The following is a 25,727-nucleotide window of genomic DNA, read 5'->3' as shown; positions in this document are numbered from 1 at the left end:
CCGCCAAGGCTGGATCTTCCGTTGCCTCTGCCGACCGGCTATTTTCTCCGTGGCAACAGTTGATCTTGAGCGGCGGGGGAACGATGACGACGGACGACGGATGGGTTCCGGCGAGCCCGCCGAAGACCTGGGAGTGGGGCACCCGCGCGCTGATGCTGGCCGTCGCCGCGACCTGCGGCCTCACCGCGCTGTTCCTCGTCTGCGACCTGGCCGTCTGGTCCCACCTGCGGTCCGGCGACGAGGCCGTCTCGCCGGCGCTGATCTGGATCATCGAGCACATCGACTCGCTCAACCTGCTCGGCCTGTTCCTGGTCGGCGCGTATCTCGTCGGGTTCTTCGTCTGGCGGCGCCGCACCAAGGATGCGCTGCGGGGCTATGTCGCCGAGCCGGACGGGCTGCTCTCGCACTGGTCGGTGCCGGTGTGGAACGCCGCGATCTTCGCGTCCTTCCTGATCCGGATGAACGTCGACACGTCCGCCGAGGACCTCGACGGCATGGTGTGGGCCCTGCAGGTCGAGGCATTGCAGCACGTGGTGCGGCTGGCCGGTCTCACGGTCCTGCTGATCGGGCTCTGGGAGATCCGGGACCGGGTGCGTGCGGGTTTCCGCGACTCCGGGGTGATGCGGCCGACCCGGCGGACCCCGGGACGGATACCTTTCCAGGGTGACGCCGCCGGCCCCGGCGCGGGTGGAACGCCGGACAGGTAACCGCGACTCCCGTATAAACGGTGTAAACCGGGAATGTCGGGAAGGTGGACACCATGGCAGAGGGGGCCGGTTCGCCACCCGTACTGCTGCGGCCGATGCTGCGGATCACCGACCGAATCCGTACCGCGACCCGGCTGGGTGTGGTCGTTCTCGCCCTGCTGGTGCCCGGCGCGCTGGCCACCGGCATGTACACGGCGGTGAACAGCTCCAAGATCAACTTCAGCACCCGGGAGCGGGAGGGCTCCGAGGTGCTGCGCCCGGTGCTGGTCGCGCTCACCGACACGGCCGCCGGCCGTACCCCTGATCTGGCCGCTGTCCGCGCCGCCGCGGACGCCCATCCGGATCTGGAGGTCTCCGAGACCGCGGCGGCCGTACCCGAGGTGGGCGGCAACTCGCTCCCCGAGCGGATCGCCACCGCCACCGCCCTGGCCAAGCTGGTCACCGAGGTCAGCAACGAGTCGAACCTGGCTCTCGACCCCGACCTGGACTCGTTCTACGTGATGCACGCCCAGGCGGTGCAGTTGCCGGTGGCGATGCTGACGACGCTCCAGACAGAGATGCCGGTCCCCGCCGGCAGCGCCCGCCTGACCGCGGTAGCCAATCAGGCGGTGCTGGCCGGACGTCTGGCCAGCAGCGCCACCGTCTTCCGCAACGACGTCGCGACCGCCACCGCGAACACCGAGGACACCGAGTTGGCCGGCCAGATCACCGGACCGGTCGAGGCCCTCGCCGACCGGCTCGACGAACTGGCCAAGCAGCTCACCGCGACACTCGCCGAGCCCGGGCCGGCCGATACCGGAAAGGCCGCCGAGGCGGCGACCGCCGCGGTGGTACCGCTGAACGACGCGCTGAACGGTCTGATCGACGAGCGCATCAGCACCTACAAGATCCAGGGGGCGGTGGTGCTGGCCATCTCGATCGGCGGGTTCGGGCTCGCCCTCTGGTGTGCCGTCGCGGTGCTCTGGCGGACCAACCATGACGTCCGGCAGACGGTCGACGCGGTGACCGCGATCGCCGCAGCCGACCTGTCTCCGCGGCCGCTGCCGGAGGGCCGCGACGAGATGGGCGACATCGGGCGGGCGCTGATCGTGGCGCGGACCCGGCTGGCGGACCAGGAAGCCGCCCTGTTCACCGCGGAGGCCGCGCGCGAACAACAGCTGCGAGCCGGCTTCCAGCATCAGCGCCAGGCCGAGAAGCAGTTCCGCCGCCGCACCCAGGAGATCATCGACGAGTCCACCGGGGTGATCGCCGAGGAACTGCGCCAGGTCACCGAGAAGGTGGGCGAGGTCAAAGGTTCCTCCGAGGTGATCGACAACCGGATCTCGGTGGCCAACCAGGCCGCCGGCGCGATCGTCGACGAGGCCCGCGAGGCGGAACAGGTGATCGCCTCACTGGAGCAGAGCCTGCGCCGGGCGGCCTCGATGGTGAACCTGGTCAACGGGATCGCCGGGCAGACCCGCCTGCTGGCACTCAACGCGACCATCGAGGCGGCCCGGGCCGGTGATCTCGGGTACGGCTTCACGGTCGTCGCCGACGAGGTGAAACAGCTCGCCACCAACACCGCCGAGTCGACCGACCAGATCACCCAGACCATCCACGACCTGGAACGCGACACCACCGCGATGTCCCAGACCATCACCGCGATGATCGAGGGCATCGGCGGAGTGGGCGATGCCGCCACCTCGCTGCGGGAGGTGGCGGCCGAGCAGGCCACCCTGATGGGCAACCTCACCGCGCAGATGAACGCCACCCTGGGCCGGGTCGAGGAGATGGCCAACCTGGCCAGCCATCTGGAACGCCGCGAGCACGACCGGATCGCCACCGCCGGCCAGGTGACATTGCGCCCCGCCGGCCGGCCGGCGGTCGAGGCGCTGCTGGTCAACGTCAGCGCCGGCGGCCTGCGGTGCATCGCCCCGGCCGGCCAGCAGTTCATCGAGGGGGTGGCTTTCGACGTCGACCTGCGCAGAGGCGACGACGAACTGACCGCACAGGCCCGGGTGGTCAACATGGCGGAGCACGAGAACGGGCAGGAGGTCGGTCTCCAGTTCCTGGTCAGCGACGATGGCCAGGCCCGGCGGCTGGCCGCCTTCGCCGACCGCCTGATGGAAGCCGTCAACGTCGGATGACCCGGACAGAAGCACCGAAGCCGCCACCCCTGGTGGGGTGGCGGCTTCGGTGAGTGTCAGCTCAGCTTGACGTTGAAGATCGGGTTGGCGGCGAGCTTCTTGAACGCGGCGAGGCTGGCCGGGGTGCTGTTGATGCTGATGTCCCGGTTGCCCTGGTCATCGGCCTTCGTGTCGAAGTGCACGATCGCCTTGATCGCGGGACGCTTCTTCAGCTGCGGCAGCACACTGTTGTACACCGCCGACTTGTCGGTCTTCTTACCGATCCGGTGATACCCGCCCCACTCGGCGACCATGATCGGCTTGCCCTGGTGCTTGGTCGTCGCCCACTCGTAGAAACCCGGGCCACCGTTCTTCGGCTTACGGTCCAGCAGATCACCGAACGTGCCGTAGTGGTAGTAGCCCTTCTCCACGCTCACGTACGAGTCCAGGCCGATCCAGTCCACGACGTCGTCGCCCGGGTACAGGTCCTTCCACCACGACTGGGCCATCCACCGCTCGTTACCCATGTACGCCATCACGTTCACCACGTTGTCGGCGCCCTGCGCCTCCAACCGCTGGATCGTGTGCCGGTACATCGCCTTGAAGTCCTTGGCCTCCCAGCCGGAACCCTTCTTCGGCTTGACGTCGTTCTCCGGCTCATGGTTCAGCACCAGGAACACGTCCTTGTCGTACGCCTTGATCCGCTTGGCGAACGCGTCGATCCGGTCGTCCTGCTCACCCTTGGCGACCTTCGCCCACGACGAGCCGTAGGCGATCTTCCAGTTCAGCAGCAGCACCCGCGGGTTCGCCGGATCCTGCGTCATCGCGATCTCAGCCTTGGTCGGGAACTCCTCGTCACCCTTGTGATAGGTGTGGAAGATCGTCGCGGTCCGCCCGGACATCTTCTCCCAGTTCTTGTGCTCCAGGTCGCGGGGCTTACTGGTGAACCCACCAGCCGCACCACCCCACAACACGCCACAGGACGGGACAAGGTTGGCGTCGGTAACACACTTGCTGGCCGGCGCCGCAACAGCGGCAGTCGGCGCCACGACAGCGGTGCCACCCGCGAATACGGCGGTCAAGGCTGTCAGCATCATCGGCAGCTTGGCGCGTCGCAAAACAATCTCCCCCGTTAGTCCGGCCTCGAAGTCGGCCGGGCATGTGAAAGAGATTCCAGGGCGGCAGGTGCACACCAAGTGCCCGAACCGGTGCCACCCGGTTGCGGGATTTCAGGCCCCGGGGCGAACGACTCGCCACGGGTAATCGACCACGAGAAGACCGGGTTTACCGAACCCGCGTAGCCTTCACGCGTGGAGTTGCGGTTCGAGACACGCCGGTCCGACTCGCCATGGGTCGACGCCGTGTGGACGTGCGCGAGCGAGCGGGTCACCGCGATGACATCGGTCGCGGGGGTGCGCTGGGGCCTGGTGTTCTGGGAGCGGGAGGGCCGGTCGTTCGCGAGTGTCACCGGCCCGGAGACCCGGACCCGGTCGGCGCCGGTACCCGAGGGTGCGATCTTCACAGGCGTCGACTTCGCGGTGGGCACCTCGCTGCGCAACGTGTCCACGCCGGCGCTGGTCGACGGCGGTATCGAGCTGCCCGGCACCGAACGCCGCACGTTCCGGCTGGACGGCGCGCGCTGGGAGACGCCCGGCCCCGACGACGTCGAGACGCTGGTCGGCGCTCTGGTCCGGGCCGGGACCGTGGTTCGTGATCCACTTGTCGCCGAGGTGCTGCGGGGTCACCTGCCGGCCGTCTCGGGGCGCACCGTCGAACGCCGGTTCCGCGCCGCGACGGGCCTGACGCGGGGCGCGGTCCGGCAGATCGAGCGGGCCCGCACGGCGGCGGAGTTGCTGGCCGCGGGCGACGCGGCCGCCGACGTCGTCGCCAAGCTCGACTACTTCGACGAGCCGCATCTGGCGCGGGCGCTGCGCTCGTACGTCGGGCGCACCGTGCGGCAGTTGCGGGACGGCGCGGGCGGCGCGATCGGCCTGGACCTGGGTCAGCGTTCGACGTCGTAGACGAGTTTCAGGATGCCGTTGCGGTAGGTCTGCGATTCGCGCAGCCTCAGCATCTGCTTGTCCCGGTCGGCCCGGCCGAACAGGCTCTTGCCGGCGCCGAGCAGCGTGGGGAAGACGAGCAGGTGGTATCGGTCGATCAGGCCCGCGCCGGACAGCCGCCGGGCCAGTTCGGCGCTGCCGTGGATGAAGATGGCGCCGCCGTCACCGTTCTTGAGCGCGGCGACGTCGTCGGTGGAACGCAGGATCGTCGTGGGCCCCCACCCGTCGACGAGGGCGTCGCCGGACAGCGTGGCCGAAACCACGTATTTGGGGAGGTCCTTGTAGGCGGCGTGGTCCTCCGAGCCGGGCCAGAACGGCGCGAACGCCTCGTAGCTGCGGCGGCCGAACATCAGCGCGGTCGTGTCGGCGAGTTCTTCGCCCTTGAGCGACCAGGCTTCGGGGACGAACTCGAGGTCCTTGACCACCCAGCCGCCGCTGCGGTGCCCCTCCTCCGGCCCGCCGGGCGAGTCCACGACGCCGTCGAGCGACATGAAACCGGTGTAGACCAGATCGCGCATGATGCTGTCTCCTCCTGCTCGGGCGGGCTGCGGGTCCACGCTAGGGCGGGACCCGCCCGCCGTCTTGGACGGAAACGACAATCAGAGGATCTGCCGCACGGTGTCGCCGGGCGTGATCGTCCCGCCGGTGATCACCCGGGCGTTGAGGCCACGCAGCCGCAGGCTCTTGGCCTCGTCGGTCCAGACGAACTTGTGGGCGTCGCGCCCGAACCGGGCGGCGAACTTGGCGCAGCCGGTGTGCGGCTGGTCGGTCACCTCGATGACGGCCTGATCGCCGATCGCGAGGCGGGAACCCGCCGGCAGGGCGTCGAAGCTCAGATCGAGATCGACGTAGAGCTGGTCACCGGCGAGTGCCCAGGCGTCGCGATCCGGTCCGGCGATCAGTTCGACGAACCGGGCGTTGATGACGTTGAGCTGCATGCCGGGATGCGGCGTGTTGTCGGGTGTCCGGGAGCTGGGCCGCCGGCTCCAGTTGTCGCCGACCAGCCCGGTCTCCCGGTGCAGCTCGGCCTGGGCCAGCACTTCGCGGGCGCCGGTCGAGGGCCGGCGCACGGCCAGCGCCAGGGTGCCCGTGCCCCGCGGGGACTGCCGCACCAGGTGCAGGCCTTCCAGGATCTCGTCCAGCGAGCGATGCCGTACAGCGATGGTGTCGTCCACGCCTGGACTGTGCCCCACGCCCGCAAGCGCGGTCCACGCCGTTTCCCAGAACCCGGACTATGCGGCGAACCTGGTCAGGGCGTTACGCACCGCCCGCCGCGCGTCGGCCTCGACCGTTCCCTTGGCCAGCCGCTCATCCGCCCAGGCCCGGGCCAGCTTCGCCAGGGCGTCCGCGCACTCGTTCAGCGGATGCCCGGTGTGCCCGCGAACCCACGTCACCCGCAACCGGTCGCCGGCCCGCTCGACCCGCCCGGCCAGCTGGACCAGCGTCGCCTCCCGGCCGCTCGTACGTTCCACCGTGTACCCGTCGGGCATCGCCCGGTCCCCGTCGCGCCACCGGGTGAGCAGGTCGATCGCGTCCCGCGAGTCGGTGTAGACGGTGATCGGATGGGTGGCGGGAACGTCGAGCAGCGCCCACCAGATCGCGCGCAGTTCGCCCTGCAGCACCCGGTCACGGCCGGGCACCGATCCGCGGCTGTCGTTCGCGCCCATGCCGTACCGGCCGGTGGTGGTCACGAATCCCCAGGAGATCGGCCGATGGACGCCGGCCTCGGTGCGCACGGGTTTGTAGGAGCTGTCCGTGCCGACGGCGACGGGCTCGTCCGGGTCCGGCTTCGTGTCGACGACGGATCCGGTGATGGTCCATCGGTCGCGGCGGTACGCCCGGCCACGCCCGAACCTGCGTTCGCTGCCCTTGGCCGGGCGTCCCGGCGCCGGTGCGTCGCAGACGTCGCGGGAGAACTTCGCACGGTACGGATCGGGATGGATCCACCTACCCGATCCGGCATCGAAGATCGTCACCACCTGACAGGTACTACAGATCCTGGCGTCTTCCTGCTCGTCCATGCCCCCGCCCGAGCCCACCTGTGAGAATCGCTCCGGTATCCATCTAAGTCAGCCTCTCCGGCCCTGACAAGATCCAGAAGGGAGACGGTGATGCGCATCGGTGTGCTGGGCGCCGCCCGCATCGTGAAGAGCGCCCTGATCGATCCGGCCCGTACCGTCGACGGTGTCGAGGTGGTGGCGATCGCCGCCCGCGACGAGGACCGGGCCCGGCGGTACGCGGCACGCCACGGCATCGGTCACGTGCACCCGTCGTACCAGGCGCTGCTGGCCGACCCGGTGGTGAACGCCGTCTACATCCCGTTGCCCGCGGCCCTGCACGCGTCCTGGACGATCGCCGCGATCGAAGCGGGCAAGCACGTGCTGTGCGAGAAGCCGTTCGCCAGCAACACCGCGGCGGCCGAGCGGGTCGCGGAGGTCGCCGCGTCGTCGGACAGCGTCGTGATGGAGGCCTATCACTCGCACCATCATCCGTTGCAGGCCCGGCTGCGGGAGATCATCGCCTCCGGTGAGCTGGGCCGGATCACCTCGGCCCGTGCCACCTTCTGCGCGCCGGTCCCGCCCGGCCGGGACATCCGCTGGGATCTCGCCCTGGGCGGCGGTGGCCTCCTCGACGTCGGCTACTACCCGGTCCGCCAACTGCGTGACCTGTTCGGGCCGGAGCCGGAGGTCACCGAGGCCCGGGCGTGGGAACGCGGCGGCGTCGATCGACTGGTCACCGCGACCCTGCGGTTCGAGTCCGGTGTAGAGGGACGGATCGTGTCGTCGATCTGGTCACGTCACCTGATCGGCGCCACGCTGGAGGTCGCCGGTGCGGACGGCCGGATGCGCGTCTCCTGGCCCTACCACCCGCAGATCCGCGGGAGGATCCGCGTCCGTGGCCGCCACGGCAGCCGGGTGGAGGCGGCCGACCGGCGGTCCACCTATGCGTTCCAGCTGGAGGCCTTCCGCGACGGCGACGACCGCGGCACCGGTCCGGCCGAGGCGGTGGCCCAGATGCGCACCCTGGACGCCATCTACACGGCCGCCGGCATGTCCGCCCGGCCGTGACGGCGCTCAGATGCTCATGCCGCCGTCGACGACGAGGGTGGCGCCGGTCATGAAGGAACTGTCGGCGCTGGCCAGAAAGAGCACGACCGCGGCGATCTCGTCCGGCCGGGCATGCCGGCGCAGCGGGATCATCTCGTCGAAGACGGCGGCCGCCTCGGGGGCCGGGCGGCCGGTCGCCGCCGTCTCGATGCCGTGCTGGAAGTCGTTGTCGATCGGCCCCGGATGCACGGTGTTCACCCGGATGGCCCGGCCCGCGACCTCCTTGGCGAGCGTGCGCATCAGGCCGACGACCGCGTGCTTGGCCGTGGCGTACGCCGCGATGCCGGGATCCGACGTCAACCCCACCACACTGGAGTTGATCACGATGCGACCGCCGTCGGACAGCACCGGCAGACTGTATTTGCAGGTCAGGAACGACCCCCGCACGTGTACGGCGAGGACCCGGTCGAACTCGTCGTCGGGATAGCCGGCGACCGGAGCCACCGGCCCACTGATCCCGGCGTTGCTGAACACGATGTCCAGCCGCCCGAACCGCCGCACGGTGTGCGCGACCGCCGCCCGTACCGAGGCCGGATCGGTCACGTCGGTGACCGTGCAGCTGGCGGCGTCGTCACCGAGCTCCCGTCCGGCGGCGGCGAGCCCGGGTTCGGCGATGCCGGCCAGCACCACCCGCGCGCCCTCCCGCACGAAGGCCCGTGCGGTCGCCATGCCGACGCTTCCCTCACCGCCGGTGATCAATGCCACCTGGCCGTCCAACCGTCCCACCCGGCCATCCTCGGGCGGCACCGGCGGAGCTGTCTTGACCAGGAGCGCACACCGTTAGGCGATGTGCGCACTGCGGTGATGGGAAGAGACCGCCCCGGTGTCCGTTTTTGCACACATCGAAAAATTGCGATCAAGGGATCGGGCGCCGCCCGGTTAGGCATTCAACTTAGTCATCGTTTGGGAACTCGCCGGTAACAAACGGCGGTGCCCCGGCGGTGCCATCCCCAAAAACCCGCCCATCCACCGGGGCGGGCATCTCATGAGGAGCCGGATGTACCCGTCAGTCCCGACCCCCCGCCCCCTCCGTACCGTCCTCGCCGCCGCGGCCGCCGTGGTCGCCATGCTGGGCGCGGCGAGCCCCGCCTACGCCGTCACCGCGGCGGAGAAGGCGGCCGTTCTCTCGTCCTTCACCCAGACCAGCGTGAGCAGCTACAACTCCTGGAACGCCGCGCGGCAGAACCAGGGCGCCTGGTCCGCGTACACGTTCAACTGGAGCACCGACTACTGCTCGTCCAGCCCGGACAATCCCCTCGGGTTCGACTTCAAGCTGTCCTGCTGGCGGCACGACTTCGGCTACCGCAACTACAAGGAGATCGGCGCGTTCAGCGCGAACAAGAGCCGTCTCGACTCGATGTTCTACGAGGACCTGAAGCGCAAGTGCGCCACCTACTCGGCCGCCGTCCGCCCGGCCTGCAACAGCCTGGCCTGGACCTATTACGAGGCGGTGTCCATCGCCGGCTCGCTCGCCGCGGTCAGCACCGAGGACCTGGAAGCCGCCGCCGAGTTGAAGGCCGCGGGTGAGGCCGCCGCCGCCCGCTGACCGATTCAGCCCAGAGCCCGGCGGCGGTCCCCCCGGCCGCCGGGCTCTCCGGTTCGCGACGGCGACTCGCGATCCGGTGGTGACCGGGAGCGGACGGTGCGAGCCGTCCGCTCCCGGTCAGACGGGGCCGGTCGTACACAGGTTGTCGTTGATCCGGAACTCGGCCGGATAGGGGCCCTTCACGTCGCCGGAGGCGTGGAAGCCCACCGACACCGACTTCCCCGAGAGCACGTCGCTGTTGTAGGCGAGGCTCTTCGCGGTCACCTCCTGCCCGGTGACGGTGAAGGTCGCCTCCCAGCCGCTGCGGAGGGTCTGCCCGGCCGGCAGCGCGAACCTCAGCGTCCAGCCGTACAGGGTGAGACCGCTGGTGTTGGTGATGGTGATCTGCCCGTTGAACGACCACGGGTCGCCGTTGGTCACATAGCCGACATGGCACACCGCGGGATCCGCGGCGGCCGCCGGCGCGGACGGCGTGAGCAGGGCCGCGGCCAGGCCGGCGACAACCGCCATTGATCGATGCATGACGATGCACTCCCCGTGCTTGTGGTATCGGTTCAGGTCCACCTAAGGTTCCTTGAGCAGGGTGGAGCACCAGACTGGATCCTGACTGGACGATGGCTGGACGACGCCGCTCCACCGCCCTGCGCCGGGGGTGAGAGCGTGCGGATCCAAGTGCTCGGCCCGGTCCGCGCATGGCTCGGCGACGACCCGGTGGCACTCACCTCGGCGGGCCGGCGCGCCGTGCTGGGCCTGCTCGCGGTGGCCGGCGGGCAGCCGCTGAGCCAAGCCGAACTCGTCGACGCGCTGTGGGGCGACCGGCCCCCGCCGAGCGCGGCCAACATCATCCAGACGCACGTCAAGCATCTGCGCCGGCTCCTGGAACCGGGGCGGGCGTTCCGTTCGCACAGCACCCTCCTCCCCCGCGTCGGCGACGGGTACGCCCTACGGGTGCCCGAGAACAGTGTGGACCTCCTGCGCTTCCGGCGGCTGCTCGCCGAGGCGACCACCGCGCGGCAGAACGGGGATCAGCGGACCGCGGCCGACCTGTCCGCCGAGGCGCTCGCGCAGTGGCAGGGCACGCCGCTGATGGATGTGCCGATGCTGGCCGGGCACCCCAAGGTCCTCGCCCTGATCGAGGAGCGGCGGGCCGCCCTGGGCCGCTACGGCGAACTCATGATCATGCTGGGCGCGGTGTCCGAGGCGCTGCCCGCGCTGGAGGAGGCCGCGGCGGCCCAACCGCTGGACGAGGCCGGCCAGGCCCGGCTGATCCGCGCCTACACGGCGGCCGGCCGCCGGGCCAAGGCGTTCGCGACGTTCCACGACACGCGCCGCCTGCTCGCCGACGAACTGGGCGTCGATCCGGGCCCGGAACTGTCCGCCGCGCACGCGTCCCTGCTGCGGGATCCCGGTGAGGCCGTCGCCGTTCCGGCGCCGCAGATCAACACCACAGACCACCTTCCGGTACGGCCGAAGCCCGCCCAACTGCCGGCGGACGTACCGGGGTTCACCGGCCGCGCCGACGAGCTCGCCGCACTGGATCGCCTGGTCACGTCCGGTGAGCAGACCGTCGTGACGGTGTCCGGGATGGCGGGCGTGGGCAAGACGGCGCTGGCGGTGCGATGGGCGCACCGGGCCCGCTCCCGGTTCCCGGACGGCCAGCTCCACGTGAATCTGCGCGGCTACGACTCCGAACAGCCGATGACGCCCGAGGACACGCTCGCCGGGTTCCTCCGCGCCCTGGGCATGGCCGGAAACGACATCCCGGCCGGGCGGGACGAGCGCGCCGCCGCCTACCGGAGCCTGCTCGACGGCCGCCGCGTGCTCGTCGTGCTGGACAACGCGGTGTCGGTCGACCAGGTGTGGCCGCTGCTGCCCGGCACCTCGTCCTGCACCGTGGTGGTGACCAGCCGGGACATGCTGCCGGGACTGGTCGCCCGGCACGGCGCGGGCCGGCTCGTGGTGCCACTGCTGCCCGCCGGGGAGGCGCTGGTCCTGATCACCCGGCTGATCGGCGACCGGGTGCGCGACGATCCCGCGGCGGCGGCCGACCTGATCGGACGGTGTGCGCAGCTGCCGCTGGCGTTGCGGGTCGCCGCCGAACTCGCGATCGGGCGGCCCGAGGCGCCGTTGCGGATGCTGGTCGCCGAACTCGCCGACGAGAGCCGCCGCCTGGAACTGCTGAACGCCGGCGGCGACCCGCAGACCGGGGTCCGTGCCGTGTTCTCCTGGTCCTACCGTCAGCTCGCACCGGCCGCGGCACGCGCCTTCCGGCTGCTCGGCCTGGTTCCCGGCCCGGACGTGGCGGGCTACGCGGTCGCCGCGCTGCTGGGCACCGGCGTCGTCGAGGCCGGTGAGGTGCTGGAGGTGCTGGCCCGGGCCCACCTGGTCCAGCACGTGACGGCCGACCGCTACAGCCAGCATGACCTGCTCCGGGCGTACGCGATCGGTCTCGGCCTGGAAGGGGGTGAGGGTGACCGGGCACTGGAGCGGCTCGCCGACGCCACCCTGTTCACCGCGACCGCCGCGATGGACACGCTCTATCCGGCGGAGCGGCACCGGCGGGTCCGCGCCGTCCGGCCGCGGTCGCCGATCCCGCCGGTCGGCGACGGCGCGGGCGCCCAGGCCTGGCTGGACCGGGAACGCGACAACCTGGTGGCGCTGGTGGCGCACGCGGCCGTCCACGACCGGCCCGCGCACGCCGTCGGTCTCACCCTCACACTGCTGCGCTACCTGGAGAGCGGCGGCCACTACCCGGAGGCGGTCGTCATGCACGAGCACGCGGTGCGGGCCGCCCGGCTGACCGGGGACGCCGCCGCGGAGGCGCAGCTGCTGACCAACCTCGCGGTCATGGACGTGCAGCAGGGCCACTACGAACGGGCGGACACCGTGCTGCGGCGCGCGGTCGTGCTGGCCCGGGCGTGCGGCGACCACGCGGTCCAGGCGCGGGCGCTCGGCAACCTCGGCCACGTCGACCAGTGGCAGGGGCGCTACGACGAGGCGGCCGATTCACTGCGCAAGGCGCTGGAGCTGTGCCGGCTCACCGGTGACCGGGCGGCCGAGGCGCGGGCGCTCGGCAACCTGGGCCAGGTCCTGCGACGGCAGGGCCTCGACGAGCAGGCCGCGGCCTACCTGAACGAGTCGGTCCGGATCTGCCGCGACATCGGCGATCCGGTCGGCGAGGGGTACGCCCTGGTCAGCCTCGGCGACATCGCCGCCCGGCAGCGCGACAGCCGGCGCGCGGTCCGCTCCCACCGCGAGGCGCTGGACATCTTCCGGCGCACCAACGAACGCGCCGGCACCGCACTGGCGCTCGACGGGCTGGGCGCGGTCACCCACGACGTCGTCTTCCTCCGCGAGGCGCTGGAGATCTTCCAGCAGCTCGGCGAACGGGCCGGCGAGGCCCGGGTCACCAACAGCCTCGGCGAGGCGCTCACCACCACCGGCCGGCCGGCGGACGGCCGGGAACGGCATCTGGCGGCGCTCACCCTGGCGACCGGCACCGGCGACCGGTACGAGTCGGCGCGGGCGCACGCCGGTCTGGCCCGGGCGGCCGAGATGCTCGGCGACCCGGACACCGCCGGGAAGCACCGCAATCAGGCGTGGACCGGTTACACCGAGATCGGCGCCCCGGAGGCCGAGGACATCCGCCGCCTCATCGACCGCTGACTGTCCGGAGGTCCATTCCGCGTCCAGTCCGGCTCCATTCCGCATTCCTAACTTTCGATGCGCAAGCCGCTCGAGGGGAATCGGAGAGGAACACTCATGAGGGCACGGATGAAGAAGTGGGCCGCGTCGGCGGCGGTTCTGGTGATCGCGACCACCACGCTGGTGGCGGCGCAGCCGGGCAGCGGCTCGGCCGCGGCCACCCCCGGCCTGCAGGCCTACGGCATCTCCCAGAACGGCACCCGGATGCTGGCTTTCAAGACCAACACCCCGGAACAGCAGGACTGGGTACGCCGTATCACCGGCCTGGTCGGCGACACGTCGGTGATCGGGATCGACATGCGGGTCCAGGACAACACCCTGTACGCCGTCGGCAACCTGGGCGGGATCTACACCATCGGGATCCCGAGCACGATCGCGACGAAGGTGTCGCAGTTGCAGGAGACCCTGTACGGCACCCGGTTCGGCGTCGACTTCAACCCGGCCGCCGACCGGCTGCGCGTGATCAGCGACAACGGCCAGAACCTGCGGCACAACCTGGGCGACCACACCACGATCGCGGACACCACGCTGACCACCCCGCCGATGACCGGCCCGGCCAAGGGTGTCACCGCTGCGGCGTACACGAACAACGATCTGGACGCCACGACCAACACCACGCTGTTCGACATCAACACCACGTCCGACCAGGTGGTCATCCAGTCCCCGGCGAACCAGGGCTTCCTGGTCGCCACCGGCAACCTGGGTGTCGACGCCGCGCCGGACGCCGGTTTCGACATCTTCAGCGACCTGAGCAACGGCAAGACCGTGTCGTCGACGGCGTTCGCCGTGCTCACTCCGGCGAGCGGCTATCAGACGCTGTACACCGTGGATCTGCTCACCGGGGCGGCGTCGATGGTCGGCGAGTTCGCGCTGGACGTGTCCGACATCGCGGTGGCACTCGACACCGCCTACTGATCCTCTGAGTCGTCGCGCCGGTGGTGTGCCGTGTGCCCACCACCGGCGCTGAGCCCTGCGACGTAGAGGCGGGCCAGCTCGGTCAGCATCCGGCGCGGCTCGATCAGCTGTTCCTCGGCGAGACGGTCGCCCAGCCCGTAGACGCGCTGGGCGAGGCCCAGGTAGGCGTTGGTCAGCGTGGACGCGGTCAGTTCCGGTGACGAGGTCAGGATCAGGGTGCCGTCCTGCCGGCCGTGGCGGAGGATCTCCACGATCGGCGCGAGCAGATGGTGGATGACGGCCCGGAACTGTCCGCCGAGATCGCTGTCGTCGTCGCCCGCGGGCTTGGCGTCGAACACCCGGGTGAACCGGACCTCGTCGGCGGCGTCGTCGACGAGTTGCTCGACGTCGGCGAGCGCGGCCCGGAGCCGGTCGGCGCCGGTGCCCTTCCAGCCGGCGCTGAGGTCGTGCAGCACGCGTGCCCACCGTTGGAGGATCTCCACCTCGACGGCGAGCGCGACCTGATCCCGGGTGGCGAAGTACCGGTAGACGGTGCGCCGGGTGACGTCGCACCGGTCGGCGATGTCGTCGATCGTGACCTGGTCGACGCCCCGGTCCAGGAAGAGCTCATAGGCGGCGGCGATCAGCGCTTCGCGCCTTCTTTCCCGTACGCCCATGACTCAGGCGACCGCGGCTTGTTCATCGAGTTCACGCACCAGTTCAGCATGACGGCGCTCGTCCAGCCGGTACCAGATCAGCGGGATCGCGGCGAGGGCTCCGATCACGCCGGGGACGATCGTCATCGTGGCGTGCAGTCCGTCGAGTGCGGCGGTGCTCTGCCGCGCTCCGGCCACGTACCCGAAGGCGGCCAGCAGCGCGAGTCCCAGCGAGGCGCCCAGCGCCGAGGCGACCTTGGTCTTGAAGATGTTGCTGGAGAAGACCAGACCTTCGGTACGGCGGCCGGTCCGCCAGTGGCCGTACTCCACGGTGTCGGCGAGCATCGACAGCAGGGTGATGTTGGTGACGCCGTAGCCGATCCCGGTCAGCGCGATCCATCCCAGGATCGGCGCGAGCGACTGGTAGCCGGTGAGCCACGAGCCCACCGACGTGACCGTCGTGACGGCGAGCCCGGCCAGGGCCGCCCCGCGTTTGCCCCAGCGCCGTGCGGCGAGGGGGCTCAGCAGCGAACCGGTGATCGTGGTGACGGCGAAGACGCCGACGAACAGCGGCACCAGGGCCTCGGCGTCGAAGTTGTACCGCAGGTAGTAGGCCGGGATGATGCTGCGGACGGTGAAGGCGACCTCGGTCATCAGCATGGCGGCCAGCAGCAGTTGCAGTGGCCGGTTGCGCGCGAACAGGCGCAGCATCTCCCCGGCCGCGTACCGGGGTGACGGCACGTGGTCGTCGCGTTCACGTACCCGGGCGAAGGTGATCCAGGTCAGCGCGACGGCGATCAGCGCGTAGAGGACGGCGACGTTACGCCACCCCTGGACCGCGACCAGCGGCAACGTCACGATGTTCACGCCGATGAAGCCGACGCTGGCCAGGGTGCGGGGAACCATCACGAGGGACGTGCGCTCCCGGGCGTCCAGGGTCAGCGCGGCCGACATCGACCAGTACGGCACGTCCATCGCCGAGAACGCGATCCCCCAGAGCAGGTACGTCACGTACGCCAGCGCGAGCGTCGTGGCGGAGTCCAGCCGCGGCACCGAGAACGCGAGCACCGTGAGCAGCGCCAGTGCGGGCGGCGCGAACAGCAGGTACGGGCGGAACCGGCCCCACCGCGACGCCGTGCGGTCCACGAGCATCCCCATCACCGGGTCGAACAGCGCGTCGACCACCCGTACGACGAGGAACAGCACCGACGCGGAGGCGGCGGCGATGCCGAGCACGTCGGTGTAGAAGAGCGCGAGATAGGTCGCGACGAAGCCGTAGAGGATGTTGTTGCCCAGGCTTCCCCAGCCGTAGGCGAGCTTGCTCTGCCAGCTCATTGTCACGATCGCCTCCCTGACGCCGTCGCGCAGCGGGCAGAAAAATAACACACGTGTGACATTTTTGGTGGCGAGAGTTCAAACGGTGTGCGCCCGGCGGTACTCACGGGGGCTGGCGCCGTAGGTGGCCCGGAACAGCCGGCTGAAATGGGCGGCGTCGGGCAGCCCCCACCGGCTGGCGATGGCGCTGACCGGCCGGGCCGTGAGCAGCAGATCGTGACGGCACGCCTCGAGCCGGCGCTGCCGCACGCACGCCGACACGGTCACGCCCTCGGCCTGGAACAGCTTCTGCAGGTAACGGGTGGAGATGTGCAGCGCGGCCGCGATCTGGTCCGGCGCGAGCCACGCGTCGCCGAGATGCTGGTCGATGTGCGCCACCGCGCGGGTGAACAGCGCCCGGCGTACCGTGTCGGGGTCTTCGGGTCTGAGGTCCAGACGCCCGGCGAGGGCGGTGGTCAGAAGGTCGACCACGTTGGCGCCGAGCCGGTGGTTGTCGCGGACATCGACGTCGTCGAGGACGTCGGCCGCCCGGATCAGGAAGGAGCTGATCAGGGCGCCGAGCCCGGCCCGCCCGGAGAAGCGGGTGGCGGTGAGCCGGCCGACGTCGTCGGCGGAGAGGCCGAGCAGCGTACGCGGAAAGATCAGCACCAGCAGCCGCCCCGGATCGCCGAAGGTGAACGTGTAGGGCCGGGTGGTGTCGTAGACGGTGAAGTCGCCGGGCCGCAGCACCGCGCCGCGCCCGTCCTGCGCCAGCACGCTCCCGCCGTGGCGTTGCAGCCCGAGCTTGAAGTAGTCACCCTGCTCGGCGGCGATCAACCGGCTGGTCCGCCGCACCTGATGACCGTCGGCGTCGACCTGGTACAGCCGGATCGGCCCGAGGCCGGCGCCGCGCAGCTCGCCGCGGAAGGCGCCGCTGCCGGTGCGGGACGCGTCCAGCGGCACGAACGCCTCGGACACCGCCTGGCGCCAGAAGTCGAAGCGCTCGGCCTCCGGCAGATCCCCGGTACGCACCACATCGATCATCCTCGACCTCCGGTGTGCTCCTCAGCTTGGCGGCAGCAGGCGCACACGGTCAAGCGCTGTGCGCCGCCGTTCAAGACCCGCCCGGCGCCGGCGAGTACACCGTCATCATGGGAAGGACGATGAGCCGCCGGACCCTGCTCGGGGCGGCGGGCCTGACGACCGCGAGCCTGGCCGCCGGCTGCGGCAGAGGGCTTCAGGAGACGCCGAACTCCGGCGGCAGAACGATCCGGATCGGGTACGCCATCCCGAAGACCGGCCCCCTCGCGGTCTTCGGCGAGTCCAACGACTACGTCCTCGGCGTCGTCCGCACCGCGCTGGCCGGCGGCATCACCGTCGGCGGCAACCGGTACACGGTGGAGATCATCGACAAGGACACCCAGTCGAGCAGCGCCCGGGCCGCCCAGGTCACCGGCGAGCTGATCAACCAGGATCAGGTCGACATCGTGCTCGCCACCTCCACCCCGGACACCACCAACCCGGTCAGCGACCAGTGCGAGGCCGCGCACGTGCCCTGCATCGCCACCATCTGCCCGTGGGAGATCTGGTACTACCCGCGCGGCGGAAGCGGCACGAAGACGTTCGAGTACACGTACCTGCACTTCATCGGCACCCAGGCCGAAGCCGACGTGTTCTCGAAACTGTGGCAGCGGGTGCCGGGCGCCCCGCACACGGTCGGCGCGCTGTGGCCCAACGACGTCGACGGCGAGACCTACCGCAAGTACTTCACCCCGGTCGTGCAGGGACTCGGCTGGAAGTTGGTCGACCCCGGCGCCTACCAGGACGGCACCCAGGACTTCACCCCGATCATCTCCACCTTCAACCGGGAGGGCGTCGACATCCTCCAGGCCGCTCCGATCCCGCCGGACTTCATCACCTTCTGGAAGCAGGCCGCCCAGAACCGGTTCCGGCCCCGGCTGGCGACCGTGGCCAAGGCGCTGCTCTTCCCGAGCGTGGTGGAAGCGCTCGGCCCGCTCGGGCACAACCTCGTCGCACCGGCCTGGTGGCACCGCGACTACCCGTACCGGTCCTCGCTGGACGGCATCACGGCGGCCGCGTTCGCCGACGGCTACCAGAAACTCACCGGCCGGCAGTGGACCCAGCCGATGGGCATGGACCACGCCCTCTTCGAGATCGCCGTAGCCGCCCTGAAAGCGTCCGGCGACCCCAAGGACAAAACCGCCGTGGCACACGCCATCGGCGGCCTCAAAGGCGAGGCCATCACCGGACGGTACGACTTCACCACCGGCCCGGTGAAGAACGTCTCCCTCGCCCCCGACCTGGTCGGCCAATGGCGCCGCAACGACACCGGCAAGTTCGACCTCGTGGTCGTCGACAACAGCGCGGCCCCCGACATCGGAGTTCAGGGCGACCTTGAACTGCTGCGATGACCGCGGCCCTCGAGGTGCGCGACATCGGCAAACGGTTCGGCGCCCTCACCGTCCTCGACCGGGTGTCGTTTTCGGTCACCGCCGGTGAGGCGGTCGGCGTCGTGGGACCGAACGGCGCCGGCAAGACCACCCTGCTCGACATCGTCGCCGGGGTACGGCGCCGCGACCGGGGCCGGGTGCTGCTCGGCGGCGCCGACGTGACCGGGCTGCCACCGGAGCGCCGCTGCCGGCTCGGGCTCGCCCGTACCTTCCAGGTGCCCCGGCCGATGGGCGACCTGACCGTCTTCGAGACCGCCCTGCTCGCCGCGGTGCGCGGCGGTGGCCTGCACGGACGGCGTGCCGAGCAGGCCGCGATCCGCGCCCTGGAGACGGCCGGGCTGCTCGCCGACGGCGACCGCCGCTCCACCGGACTCCGGCTGTTGTCCCGCAAACGCCTCGAACTGGCCCGCGCCGTCGCCGCCGGACCCCGCGTGCTGCTGCTCGACGAGATCGCCGGCGGCCTCACCGACGCCGAGACCGGCGCGCTCGTCGGCACGATCGGCGACCTCGCCGCCGCCGGCATCGCGATCGTCTGGGTCGAACACGTGATCCGCGCCCTGGTCCGGGTCGCCACCCGGCTAGTCTGCCTCGCCGACGGGCGGGTGCTCGCCGACGGCGAACCGCGCGCGGTGCTCGGCGACCCGGCCGTGCAGCGCGCCTACTTCGGCCGGGCGGCGCCGTGAACGTCCTGCTGGAGGCGGAGGATCTCGACGTACGGTACGGGGATTTCCAGGCGCTGTCGGGTGTGGGCGTGCGGGTCGGCGAAGGCGGCGCGCTCGCGCTGGTCGGTGCGAACGGCGCCGGAAAGACCACCCTGCTGCGTACGATCGCGGGCGCGCACCGCCCGGCCCGTGGCCGCATCCGGTTCGCCGGCGCGGACGTCACCGACAGCCCACCCCACCAGCGGGTACGCGCGGGCATCGCCCTCGTGCCGGAGGGCCGTCGGCTGTTCCCCAGCCTCACCGCCGAGGAGAACATCCGGGTCGGCGCCGTGCGGGCCCGCCCCGGCGCCTGGACACTCCCCCGCCTGTACGAGGTGTTCCCGCTGATCGCCCGCTGCCGCACCCGCCGGGCCGCGCTGCTGTCCGGCGGCGAGCAGCAGGCCGTGGCGATCGCCCGGGCACTGGCGTCCGGCCCCCGGCTGCTGCTGCTCGACGAGATCTCCCTCGGCCTCGCCCCCGCCGTGGTGGACGGCCTCTACGGCGCACTGGCCGAACTCCGCGCCACCGGCACCGCCGTCATCCTGGTCGAGCAGGACCTCGACCGCGCCCTGGCCGCCTGCCACGACCTGGTCTGCCTGCTCGAAGGCCGGGTGGCGCTGTCCGGCCCCACCGACCGGCTGCCCCGCGACCAGGTGATCGGCGCCTACTTCGGGTCCGTGTCGTGACCTGGGTGAACGCCGCGTTCCAGGGTGTGCTGCTGGGCGGCGAGTACGCGCTCGTCGCGTGCGGGCTGTCGCTCACGTTCGGGGTGATGCGGCTGGTCAACCTGGCGCACGGCGACTTCGCGGTCTGCGGCGCCTACCTCACCCTGCTGTTGTGCACGGCGCTGGGCGTACCGGTCTGGTGGACGCTGCCGCTGATGCTGCCGGCCGCCTTCGCCGCGGGCGTGCTGCTGCACCTGGCCGTCTTCGAACGGGCGCTGCGCGGCGGCGAACTCGCCCCCATCCTGGTCACCTTCGGCCTGTCCGTGATGATCGAGAACCTGCTGCTGGTCGCCGTCTCCGCCGACACCCGCACGCTGGACGGCGGCGCCGCGGCACTCGCCGGGTTCCAGCCGGTGGACGGCGTCGTCGTCTCCTGGCTGCGGCTCACCGGACTCCTCACGGCGGTGCTCGTGCTGGCCCTGCTCCAGGTGCTGCTGTCGTACACGTCATGGGGCCGTGGCGTCCGCGCCGTCGCCGACGACCCGGACACCGCACGGCTGGTGGGCGTACGGGTCCGGCCGCTCTTCGCCACCGTCGCCGGGATCGCCGTGGCCACCGCGGCACTGGCCGGCGTGTTCCTCGGCCTCATCTCCGCGTTCGACCCGCTGTCCGGCGGCACCATCCTGATCTTCGCGTTCGAGGCGGTGGTGATCGGCGGGCTCGGCTCCCTGTGGGGCACCCTGGCCGGCGGGGTGGCGCTCGGCCTCACCCAGCAGCTCGTCGGCCAGTGGAACGCGCAGTACGCCGTCCTCGGCGTACACCTGCTGTTCCTGATCGTCCTGGCGGTGCGCCCGCAGGGCCTGTTCGCACGCCCGGAGGTGTGAGGCATGCCGACGATCAGCCGGTGGACCCGGACCGCCTCGGCCACGGCGACGATCGGCACGGTCGTCGCGGTGGCGCTCGCGGCCGTACCGTACTTCGCCGCCCGCGCCGAGACCGCGCTCATCGACCTGTTCCTGTTCGTGGCCCTGGCCGGGCTGTGGAATCTGCTCGCCGGCTTCGCCGGCCTCACCTCGTTCGGACAGCAGGCCTATCTCGGCGTCGGCGCCTACGCCCTTCATCTGTACGCGTCAGCCGGCGTCGACCCGGCCTGGGGCGTCCTGCTGGCCGCCGTCACCGCCGCGCTCGTGTCCCTGCCGGTGTCGCTGCTGGTGCTGCGCCTGACCGCCGGCTACTTCGCGGTCGCCACCTGGGTGGTCGCCGAGGTCCTGCGCATGCTCGCCACCGTCTCGCCCCGGGTCGGCGGCAACACCGGCGTCAGCCTGCCCGGCGCCGGCCGCCACCCGCTGGTGCTGTGGCATGCGATCACCTACTGGTGGGCGCTGGGCCTGATGATCGCCTCGGTGATCGGAATCGGACTGCTGATGCGCAGCCGTTTCGGCCTGGACGCGCGGGCCGTGCACGCCGAACCGCTGGCCGCGGCCGCCGCCGGTGTCGCGGTCGGCCGGGTCCGGCGGGTGGCCTACCTGCTCGCGGCGCTCGGCACCGGCGCCGTCGGGGCCGTCCTGTTCTGCCACCACCTGTACGTGCAGCCGAGCTCGATATTCGGCCCCCAGTACAGCGTCTACATGCTGTTCATGGTGCTGATCGGCGGTATCGGCACCATCGAGGGCCCGATCCTCGGCGCCCTGCTCTTCTTCGCCCTGCAACAGACCCTCGCCGGCTACGGCGCCGCCTACCTCGTGGTCCTCGGCGCCGTAGCCATGCTGGTCACCCTCTTCGCCCCGCGCGGCATCTGGGGCGCCGTCTCCAGCCGCTGGGACGTGTCGCTGTTGCCCCTCGGCTACCGCATCACGGCTTCTTGACGGGCCGCCGCCAGTCGATGTCGGCCGTCACGCCCGCATGGTCCGACGTGTACCGCGGCGCGGTGCGCCGGAACGGTTCGGCGCCGACGACACTGGCCCGCTCCGCCTTCGCCGCTCCGCCCAGCAGCACGAGGTCGATCCGCGAGGTCAGCTGCGGTGCCGGGTTGGCCAGGTCGGCGGCCTGACAGCAGGTGAACCCCGGCGGCGACGCGGTCCAGGCGTCCCGAAGTTGCCCGGTCAAGAGCTGATAGGTGTCCACGGTGCTGTTGAAGTCACCGACCGCGATCACGTTGTCCGCTCCGGACACCGGCCCGGCGAGGAACTCGGCCGCCTGAGCGCGCTGCACGGCCGGCGACTGCTCCGTCTCCAGATGCGTGGTGACGAACCGGAACGGCACACCGCGTTGGGTGGCCTCGACGGACGCCCAGCCGTGGATCACCTGCACCGGCGGAACACCCGGAACCGGCAGCGGAACGGTCAGCCGGGCCTGGTAGACGCCGCTGCGGGGCGCCGACCAGCGCAGACCCGGCGCCCGCTCGTCGACCAGAAGCACCTCGCGGTCCTGGAACCGCAGCGTGCACGCCCCCACCGTCGTGGACCCGCACGGTGCGGTGAGCGGAATCGGACCCACATCGGTGCCGGCCGACGTGGACGCCACGACATACCGCAGGCCACGCCGCTGCAACGCGCGCTGGAGGATGGCCAGGAAGTCCTGCGACGGCCCGGTGCCCGGCCCGGCCGCCGTCCAGGTGGCCACCTCCTGAAGCCCGACGAGATCGGGCCGCGCCTTCTGGATCTCGTCGGCCAGGCCCTCGGCCCGCGCGCTGAAATCGGTCGCCCGCACGCCCGCCCAGATGGTGGAGACCGCCGCGAGCAGGCTGGGAGTGTCCCGGGCCGCCAGCGCGGGCGTGAGGTCGGCGCCGAAGTAGACGTTGTGGGTCATCACCCGCAGATGCCGCGCACCGCCGGGTTCGGCCGTCTGCCCGGCCGCGGCCGGCATCGCCACGGCGCCGGCGAGAACGAGGGCGGCCACCGGGGTCCATCGGCGCCGAAGGAAGCGCAGGGGATTGTTCATCGCCGCAGCGTGCCAGAGCCACGGCCGCCGGTTCCGCCGGTCGCGACGCCGAAACCACCTCTCCGGACACCGCGCTGACATACCGCTGCCGCAGCTCACGGCACGGTTGAACGGGGGCACCGTGCCGGATCGAGGTCACCTGATGGAGTACACGGCCGGGCACCACATCCCGGCCGAACAAGCGATCCGGAACGAGTGAGCCCCCGCGACCTAGGATCAGATCATGGAGTCAGCCGCCGAACTGTTCGCGTCCGCGCGAGTGGCACGGCTCGCCACGGTCGGCGCCGACGGTGTCCCCCACCTGGTCCCGATCGTCTTCGCGGTCACCGGCGACGTCATCCACACCGCTGTCGACGCCAAACCCAAACGCAGCCGCCATCTGCGCCGGCTCGCGAACATCGCGGCGAACCCGCGCGTGTGCGTGCTCGCCGACCACTACGACGACGACTGGTCGGCCCTGTGGTGGGTGCGCGCCGACGGCACCGCCCGCATCCTCGATTCCTCCCCCACCGGCCTGGCCGCGCTGATCGCCCGCTATCCGCAGTACCACGCCACCCCGCCGCCCGGCCCGTTCCTGGAGATCACCGTCGACCGCTGGTCGGCCTGGCACCCCTGACCCCGGTCTTGGATCGGCTTACCGCCCGTACCCATGGCGGTCGCCTGGCCGGTGGTCAGTCGCGGACCCACATCACGGCGTGGCGGATCAGGGTGTGGCGTCGCCCGGGCTCACGCCGTAGACCAGGCGCAGGATCGCGTCGGTGAGCGTGTCGAGCATGGCGTCCTCGTCGAAGGCGCCGGGGTTGGCGTAGACGTCGGCGAACATCGCGCTGCGCAGGTGCACCGCCATCCTGGCGAGCAGGTCGGGTGGGCCGCCGACGGTCAGGCCGGCGCGGGCGTCGCGCTCGATGCGCTTGCTGAACATCGTGCAGCCTTGGTCGACCAGCCGGTCGCGGACCTGTGCCACGTCGGGACCGGGGTCGGGGGCGATGAACGCCTCACTCAGCCAGCGCCCGTCGATCTTCCACCGGTCCAGCCCGGCGGCCAGGCCCCGGCGTAGCGCGCCGCGGTCGAGCCCGTCGGAGTCGAGCCACTCGGCGATCTCCAGGTTGGCCTCGGCGATCCCCTGGTCGACGACCGCGGCGAGCAGCGCCTGCTTGGACTCGAAGTAGAAGTAGAACCCGGAGCGGGTGATGCCGGCCGCCCCGGCCAGCTCGTCGATCGTGACCTGGCTTATCGCCTTGTCCCGGAAGACCGCCCGGGCCGCGTCGACCAGGGCCTGCTCCCGCTGGTCGCCCTTCGTGGGGCCACGGCGGCTCTTGATGGCTGGCACGGCGACCACTCTACAGCCCATCAAATGTAATTGACGGTGCATCTTTAGTTTTTGACGCGGCGTTGAAAATTCTTGGCGACGGGTCTACGTTCGGCTCATGCCCACACGAACGCGCCTGGCCCTGCCCGTCGCCTGCTACGTCGTGCTCCTCGTCGCCGCCCTCCAGACCCTGGTCGTCCCGGTCGTCGCCAACATCCGGGCCGACCTGGGTGTCTCGACCAGCGCCGCCAGCTGGGTGGTCACCGCCAACCTGCTCGCCGCGGCCGTGCTCACCCCGATGCTCGGCCGGCTCGGCGACCTCTACGGCCGCCGCCCGGTGATGCTCGGGGTGCTGACCGTGGTGCTGCTCGGCTCCGTGCTCGCCGCCACCACCTCCAGCCTGCCGCTGCTGCTCGCCGGCCGGATCGCCCAGGCGGCCAGCTTCGGGCTCTTCCCCCTCGCCATCGGCATGCTCCGGGAGGAGCTGCCGCCGCACCGCCTGACCGGCGCCATGGCCCTGGTCAGCGGGATGCTCTCGGTCGGCGCCGGGTTCGGCCTCGTCGTCACCGGACTGCTGATGCGCCACGGCGGCGACTACCACCAGCTGTTCTGGCTGGCCACCGTGATGACCGCGATCGGCCTGGCCGGGGCGTGGCTGCTGCCCCACCGCCCGGGCGCCGCCACCGGCACCCTCGACTGGACGGGCGCCGCGCTGCTCGGGCTCGGCCTGGTGCTGCTGCTCCTGCCGCTGGAGGAGGGCAACGGCTGGGGCTGGGGTTCCGCCCGGGTGATCGGTCTGCTGGCCGCCGCCGTCGTGGTGCTGACCGCGTTCGTGCTGTTCGAGCGGCGGGTCACCCACCCGCTGGTCAGCACGCGGATGCTCAGCCACCGCCCGATCGTGGTGGCCAACGCGGCCGGCCTGTTCTTCGGCTTCTCGATGTTCGCCGTCTTCCTGGCCGTCTCCACACTGGTCCAGACCCCGCCCGCGGTCGCCGGCTACGGCTTCGGCGCCACCGTGCTCGCCGCCAGCCTCGTCTACCTGCTGCCCGGCACGGCCAGCGGCGTGCTCACCGCACCGCTCGGCGGCCGGCTGGTCGCGCGTTTCGGCGCCAAGGCGACACTGGTGATCGGGGCAGCGCTGGCCGGCACGGGCTTCGCCATGCTCGCGGTGCTGCACTCGGCCGCCTGGCAGGTCATCCTCGGGGCGCTCGTCGTCAACACCGCGGTCACCTTCGGGTACGCCGCCCTGCCCGCGCTGCTGATCGCCCACGTGGAACCCGCCGAGACCGGCATCGCCAACAGCGTGAACTCGATCGCGCGCTCGGTCGGCATGTCACTGGGCACCGCGTTCGTGGTCACCATGATGACCCGCAACCCGGTCCCGGGCCCGCTGCCGCTGCCCCGGGAAGCACAGTTCGTGACCGTCTTCGCGGTCGGCGCAGCCCTGGCCGTGATCACCGCCGCCGCCGTGGGCCGGCTCCTGCCCCGCGCACCGCGACCGCGCCTCACCGCACCCGAGATGGAGGCCGACGAGGCTCTACTGTGAT

General features: G+C 71.3%; 25 protein-coding genes. 14 read left to right on the top strand and 11 right to left on the bottom strand.

Annotated features, from left to right (window positions below):
* The first annotated feature begins 83 nt into the window (after nucleotides 1-83).
* Nucleotides 84-707 (top strand): hypothetical protein, encoded by a 624-nt coding sequence (locus BJ964_RS26750; protein WP_188123249.1) that lies wholly within the window; start codon nucleotides 84-86, stop codon nucleotides 705-707.
* Between the two features lie 53 nt (nucleotides 708-760).
* Nucleotides 761-2,833 (top strand): methyl-accepting chemotaxis protein, encoded by a 2,073-nt coding sequence (locus BJ964_RS26745; protein ID WP_188123248.1) that lies wholly within the window; start codon nucleotides 761-763, stop codon nucleotides 2,831-2,833.
* Between the two features lie 56 nt (nucleotides 2,834-2,889).
* Here the strand turns inward: BJ964_RS26745 and BJ964_RS26740 are convergent, their stop codons facing one another.
* Nucleotides 2,890-3,894 (bottom strand): glycoside hydrolase family 26 protein, encoded by a 1,005-nt coding sequence (locus BJ964_RS26740; RefSeq protein WP_262479368.1) that lies wholly within the window; start codon nucleotides 3,892-3,894, stop codon nucleotides 2,890-2,892.
* Between the two features lie 228 nt (nucleotides 3,895-4,122).
* Between BJ964_RS26740 and BJ964_RS26735 the strand changes: the two genes are divergently transcribed.
* A complete protein-coding gene (locus BJ964_RS26735; protein ID WP_188123247.1) occupies nucleotides 4,123-4,833 on the top strand; it encodes a helix-turn-helix domain-containing protein in 711 nt (236 codons plus the stop codon).
* On the opposite strand, the gene BJ964_RS26730 is transcribed toward BJ964_RS26735, so the two are convergent.
* The 3 genes from BJ964_RS26730 to BJ964_RS26720 all read right to left on the bottom strand — a co-directional run bounded on the left by BJ964_RS26730 (nucleotide 4,815) and on the right by BJ964_RS26720 (nucleotide 6,848).
* Nucleotides 4,815-5,390, bottom strand: a complete 576-nt coding sequence (locus tag BJ964_RS26730) for a dihydrofolate reductase family protein (RefSeq protein WP_188123246.1) — start codon at nucleotides 5,388-5,390, stop codon at nucleotides 4,815-4,817. The two genes, BJ964_RS26735 and BJ964_RS26730, sit on opposite strands and share 19 nt — an antisense overlap.
* Nucleotides 5,391-5,471: 81 nt before the next feature.
* Nucleotides 5,472-6,047 (bottom strand): MOSC domain-containing protein, encoded by a 576-nt coding sequence (locus BJ964_RS26725; protein ID WP_188123245.1) that lies wholly within the window; start codon nucleotides 6,045-6,047, stop codon nucleotides 5,472-5,474.
* A gap of 57 nt (nucleotides 6,048-6,104) precedes the next feature.
* Nucleotides 6,105-6,848, bottom strand: a complete 744-nt coding sequence (locus BJ964_RS26720; protein WP_188123244.1) for an RNase H family protein — start codon at nucleotides 6,846-6,848, stop codon at nucleotides 6,105-6,107.
* A 135-nt stretch (nucleotides 6,849-6,983) separates the two neighbouring features.
* On the opposite strand from BJ964_RS26720, the gene BJ964_RS26715 reads away from it, so the two are divergent.
* Nucleotides 6,984-7,940 (top strand): Gfo/Idh/MocA family protein, encoded by a 957-nt coding sequence (locus tag BJ964_RS26715; protein ID WP_188123243.1) that lies wholly within the window; start codon nucleotides 6,984-6,986, stop codon nucleotides 7,938-7,940.
* Nucleotides 7,941-7,946: 6 nt separating this feature from the next.
* Here BJ964_RS26715 and BJ964_RS26710 read toward each other — a convergent pair whose 3' ends face one another.
* On the bottom strand, nucleotides 7,947-8,705 hold the full coding sequence (locus tag BJ964_RS26710) for an SDR family NAD(P)-dependent oxidoreductase (protein WP_188123242.1): 759 nt from the start codon (nucleotides 8,703-8,705) through the stop codon (nucleotides 7,947-7,949).
* Nucleotides 8,706-8,976: 271 nt separating this feature from the next.
* On the opposite strand from BJ964_RS26710, the gene BJ964_RS26705 reads away from it, so the two are divergent.
* A complete protein-coding gene (locus BJ964_RS26705; protein WP_188123241.1) occupies nucleotides 8,977-9,525 on the top strand; it encodes a phospholipase in 549 nt (182 codons plus the stop codon).
* A gap of 117 nt (nucleotides 9,526-9,642) precedes the next feature.
* Here the strand turns inward: BJ964_RS26705 and BJ964_RS26700 are convergent, their stop codons facing one another.
* On the bottom strand, nucleotides 9,643-10,089 hold the full coding sequence (locus BJ964_RS26700) for a cellulose binding domain-containing protein (protein ID WP_188123240.1): 447 nt from the start codon (nucleotides 10,087-10,089) through the stop codon (nucleotides 9,643-9,645).
* Nucleotides 10,090-10,185: 96 nt separating this feature from the next.
* Here BJ964_RS26700 and BJ964_RS26695 point away from each other — a divergent pair, with 96 nt between their 5' ends.
* Nucleotides 10,186-13,191, top strand: a complete 3,006-nt coding sequence (locus BJ964_RS26695) for an AfsR/SARP family transcriptional regulator (protein ID WP_188123239.1) — start codon at nucleotides 10,186-10,188, stop codon at nucleotides 13,189-13,191.
* Between the two features lie 96 nt (nucleotides 13,192-13,287).
* Complete coding sequence (locus tag BJ964_RS26690) at nucleotides 13,288-14,145, top strand: DUF4394 domain-containing protein (protein WP_188123238.1); 858 nt, start codon at nucleotides 13,288-13,290, stop codon at nucleotides 14,143-14,145.
* On the opposite strand, the gene BJ964_RS26685 is transcribed toward BJ964_RS26690, so the two are convergent.
* From BJ964_RS26685 to BJ964_RS26675, 3 genes are all read right to left on the bottom strand, one after another.
* Nucleotides 14,139-14,801, bottom strand: coding sequence for a TetR/AcrR family transcriptional regulator (locus BJ964_RS26685; RefSeq protein WP_188123237.1), 663 nt, complete (start codon nucleotides 14,799-14,801; stop codon nucleotides 14,139-14,141). The two genes, BJ964_RS26690 and BJ964_RS26685, sit on opposite strands and share 7 nt — an antisense overlap.
* A 3-nt stretch (nucleotides 14,802-14,804) precedes the next feature.
* A complete protein-coding gene (locus BJ964_RS26680; protein ID WP_229807402.1) occupies nucleotides 14,805-16,115 on the bottom strand; it encodes a glycoside-pentoside-hexuronide (GPH):cation symporter in 1,311 nt (436 codons plus the stop codon).
* 78 nt (nucleotides 16,116-16,193) lie between these two features.
* Nucleotides 16,194-17,138, bottom strand: coding sequence for an AraC-like ligand-binding domain-containing protein (locus BJ964_RS26675; RefSeq protein ID WP_188123235.1), 945 nt, complete (start codon nucleotides 17,136-17,138; stop codon nucleotides 16,194-16,196).
* Between the two features lie 119 nt (nucleotides 17,139-17,257).
* On the opposite strand from BJ964_RS26675, the gene BJ964_RS26670 reads away from it, so the two are divergent.
* Genes BJ964_RS26670 through BJ964_RS26650 form a run of 5 tightly spaced genes read left to right on the top strand, consistent with a single transcriptional unit; the run spans nucleotide 17,258 to nucleotide 21,796 of the window.
* Nucleotides 17,258-18,526, top strand: coding sequence for an ABC transporter substrate-binding protein (locus BJ964_RS26670; RefSeq protein WP_188123234.1), 1,269 nt, complete (start codon nucleotides 17,258-17,260; stop codon nucleotides 18,524-18,526).
* On the top strand, nucleotides 18,523-19,248 hold the full coding sequence (locus BJ964_RS26665) for an ABC transporter ATP-binding protein (protein ID WP_188123233.1): 726 nt from the start codon (nucleotides 18,523-18,525) through the stop codon (nucleotides 19,246-19,248). Before BJ964_RS26670 ends, BJ964_RS26665 begins: the two co-directional genes overlap by 4 nt.
* Complete coding sequence (locus BJ964_RS26660) at nucleotides 19,245-19,952, top strand: ABC transporter ATP-binding protein (RefSeq protein ID WP_268248043.1); 708 nt, start codon at nucleotides 19,245-19,247, stop codon at nucleotides 19,950-19,952. Before BJ964_RS26665 ends, BJ964_RS26660 begins: the two co-directional genes overlap by 4 nt.
* Nucleotides 19,949-20,815: a branched-chain amino acid ABC transporter permease gene (locus BJ964_RS26655; RefSeq protein ID WP_188123232.1), complete on the top strand. Its 867-nt coding sequence runs from the start codon at nucleotides 19,949-19,951 to the stop codon at nucleotides 20,813-20,815. Before BJ964_RS26660 ends, BJ964_RS26655 begins: the two co-directional genes overlap by 4 nt.
* Before the next feature lie 3 nt (nucleotides 20,816-20,818).
* Complete coding sequence (locus BJ964_RS26650; protein ID WP_188123231.1) at nucleotides 20,819-21,796, top strand: branched-chain amino acid ABC transporter permease; 978 nt, start codon at nucleotides 20,819-20,821, stop codon at nucleotides 21,794-21,796.
* Here BJ964_RS26650 and BJ964_RS26645 read toward each other — a convergent pair.
* Nucleotides 21,783-22,871, bottom strand: a complete 1,089-nt coding sequence (locus BJ964_RS26645; protein ID WP_188123230.1) for an endonuclease/exonuclease/phosphatase family protein — start codon at nucleotides 22,869-22,871, stop codon at nucleotides 21,783-21,785. The two genes, BJ964_RS26650 and BJ964_RS26645, sit on opposite strands and share 14 nt — an antisense overlap.
* A gap of 223 nt (nucleotides 22,872-23,094) precedes the next feature.
* Here BJ964_RS26645 and BJ964_RS26640 point away from each other — a divergent pair, with 223 nt between their 5' ends.
* A complete protein-coding gene (locus BJ964_RS26640) occupies nucleotides 23,095-23,487 on the top strand; it encodes a TIGR03668 family PPOX class F420-dependent oxidoreductase (protein WP_188123229.1) in 393 nt (130 codons plus the stop codon).
* An 87-nt stretch (nucleotides 23,488-23,574) separates the two neighbouring features.
* On the opposite strand, the gene BJ964_RS26635 is transcribed toward BJ964_RS26640, so the two are convergent.
* Nucleotides 23,575-24,201, bottom strand: coding sequence for a TetR/AcrR family transcriptional regulator (locus tag BJ964_RS26635; protein WP_203832819.1), 627 nt, complete (start codon nucleotides 24,199-24,201; stop codon nucleotides 23,575-23,577).
* Nucleotides 24,202-24,298: 97 nt separating this feature from the next.
* On the opposite strand from BJ964_RS26635, the gene BJ964_RS26630 reads away from it, so the two are divergent.
* Nucleotides 24,299-25,726, top strand: a complete 1,428-nt coding sequence (locus BJ964_RS26630) for an MFS transporter (protein ID WP_188123228.1) — start codon at nucleotides 24,299-24,301, stop codon at nucleotides 25,724-25,726.
* The last annotated feature ends 1 nt before the right edge of the window (nucleotide 25,727 follow it).

This window comes from Actinoplanes lobatus, assembly GCF_014205215.1.
GTDB classification, from domain to species: Bacteria; Actinomycetota; Actinomycetes; order Mycobacteriales; family Micromonosporaceae; genus Actinoplanes; species Actinoplanes lobatus.
This window is presented reverse-complemented; position numbering and strand designations above follow the sequence as displayed.

What these genes read in the sequence shown, in the direction of transcription:
- BJ964_RS26690 (WP_188123238.1), top strand. Translation starts at nt 13,288, where the DNA reads ATGAGGGCACGGATGAAGAAGTGGGCCGCGTCGGCGGCGGTTCTGGTG.
- BJ964_RS26665 (WP_188123233.1), top strand. Translation starts at nt 18,523, where the DNA reads ATGACCGCGGCCCTCGAGGTGCGCGACATCGGCAAACGGTTCGGCGCC.
- BJ964_RS26670 (WP_188123234.1), top strand. Translation starts at nt 17,258, where the DNA reads ATGAGCCGCCGGACCCTGCTCGGGGCGGCGGGCCTGACGACCGCGAGC.
- BJ964_RS26685 (WP_188123237.1), bottom strand. Translation starts at nt 14,801, where the DNA reads ATGGGCGTACGGGAAAGAAGGCGCGAAGCGCTGATCGCCGCCGCCTAT.
- BJ964_RS26745 (WP_188123248.1), top strand. Translation starts at nt 761, where the DNA reads ATGGCAGAGGGGGCCGGTTCGCCACCCGTACTGCTGCGGCCGATGCTG.
- BJ964_RS26750 (WP_188123249.1), top strand. Translation starts at nt 84, where the DNA reads ATGACGACGGACGACGGATGGGTTCCGGCGAGCCCGCCGAAGACCTGG.
- BJ964_RS26675 (WP_188123235.1), bottom strand. Translation starts at nt 17,138, where the DNA reads ATGATCGATGTGGTGCGTACCGGGGATCTGCCGGAGGCCGAGCGCTTC.
- BJ964_RS26705 (WP_188123241.1), top strand. Translation starts at nt 8,977, where the DNA reads ATGTACCCGTCAGTCCCGACCCCCCGCCCCCTCCGTACCGTCCTCGCC.
- BJ964_RS26645 (WP_188123230.1), bottom strand. Translation starts at nt 22,871, where the DNA reads ATGAACAATCCCCTGCGCTTCCTTCGGCGCCGATGGACCCCGGTGGCC.
- BJ964_RS26640 (WP_188123229.1), top strand. Translation starts at nt 23,095, where the DNA reads ATGGAGTCAGCCGCCGAACTGTTCGCGTCCGCGCGAGTGGCACGGCTC.
- BJ964_RS26650 (WP_188123231.1), top strand. Translation starts at nt 20,819, where the DNA reads ATGCCGACGATCAGCCGGTGGACCCGGACCGCCTCGGCCACGGCGACG.
- BJ964_RS26715 (WP_188123243.1), top strand. Translation starts at nt 6,984, where the DNA reads ATGCGCATCGGTGTGCTGGGCGCCGCCCGCATCGTGAAGAGCGCCCTG.
- BJ964_RS26630 (WP_188123228.1), top strand. Translation starts at nt 24,299, where the DNA reads ATGCCCACACGAACGCGCCTGGCCCTGCCCGTCGCCTGCTACGTCGTG.
- BJ964_RS26730 (WP_188123246.1), bottom strand. Translation starts at nt 5,390, where the DNA reads ATGCGCGATCTGGTCTACACCGGTTTCATGTCGCTCGACGGCGTCGTG.
- BJ964_RS26680 (WP_229807402.1), bottom strand. Translation starts at nt 16,115, where the DNA reads ATGAGCTGGCAGAGCAAGCTCGCCTACGGCTGGGGAAGCCTGGGCAAC.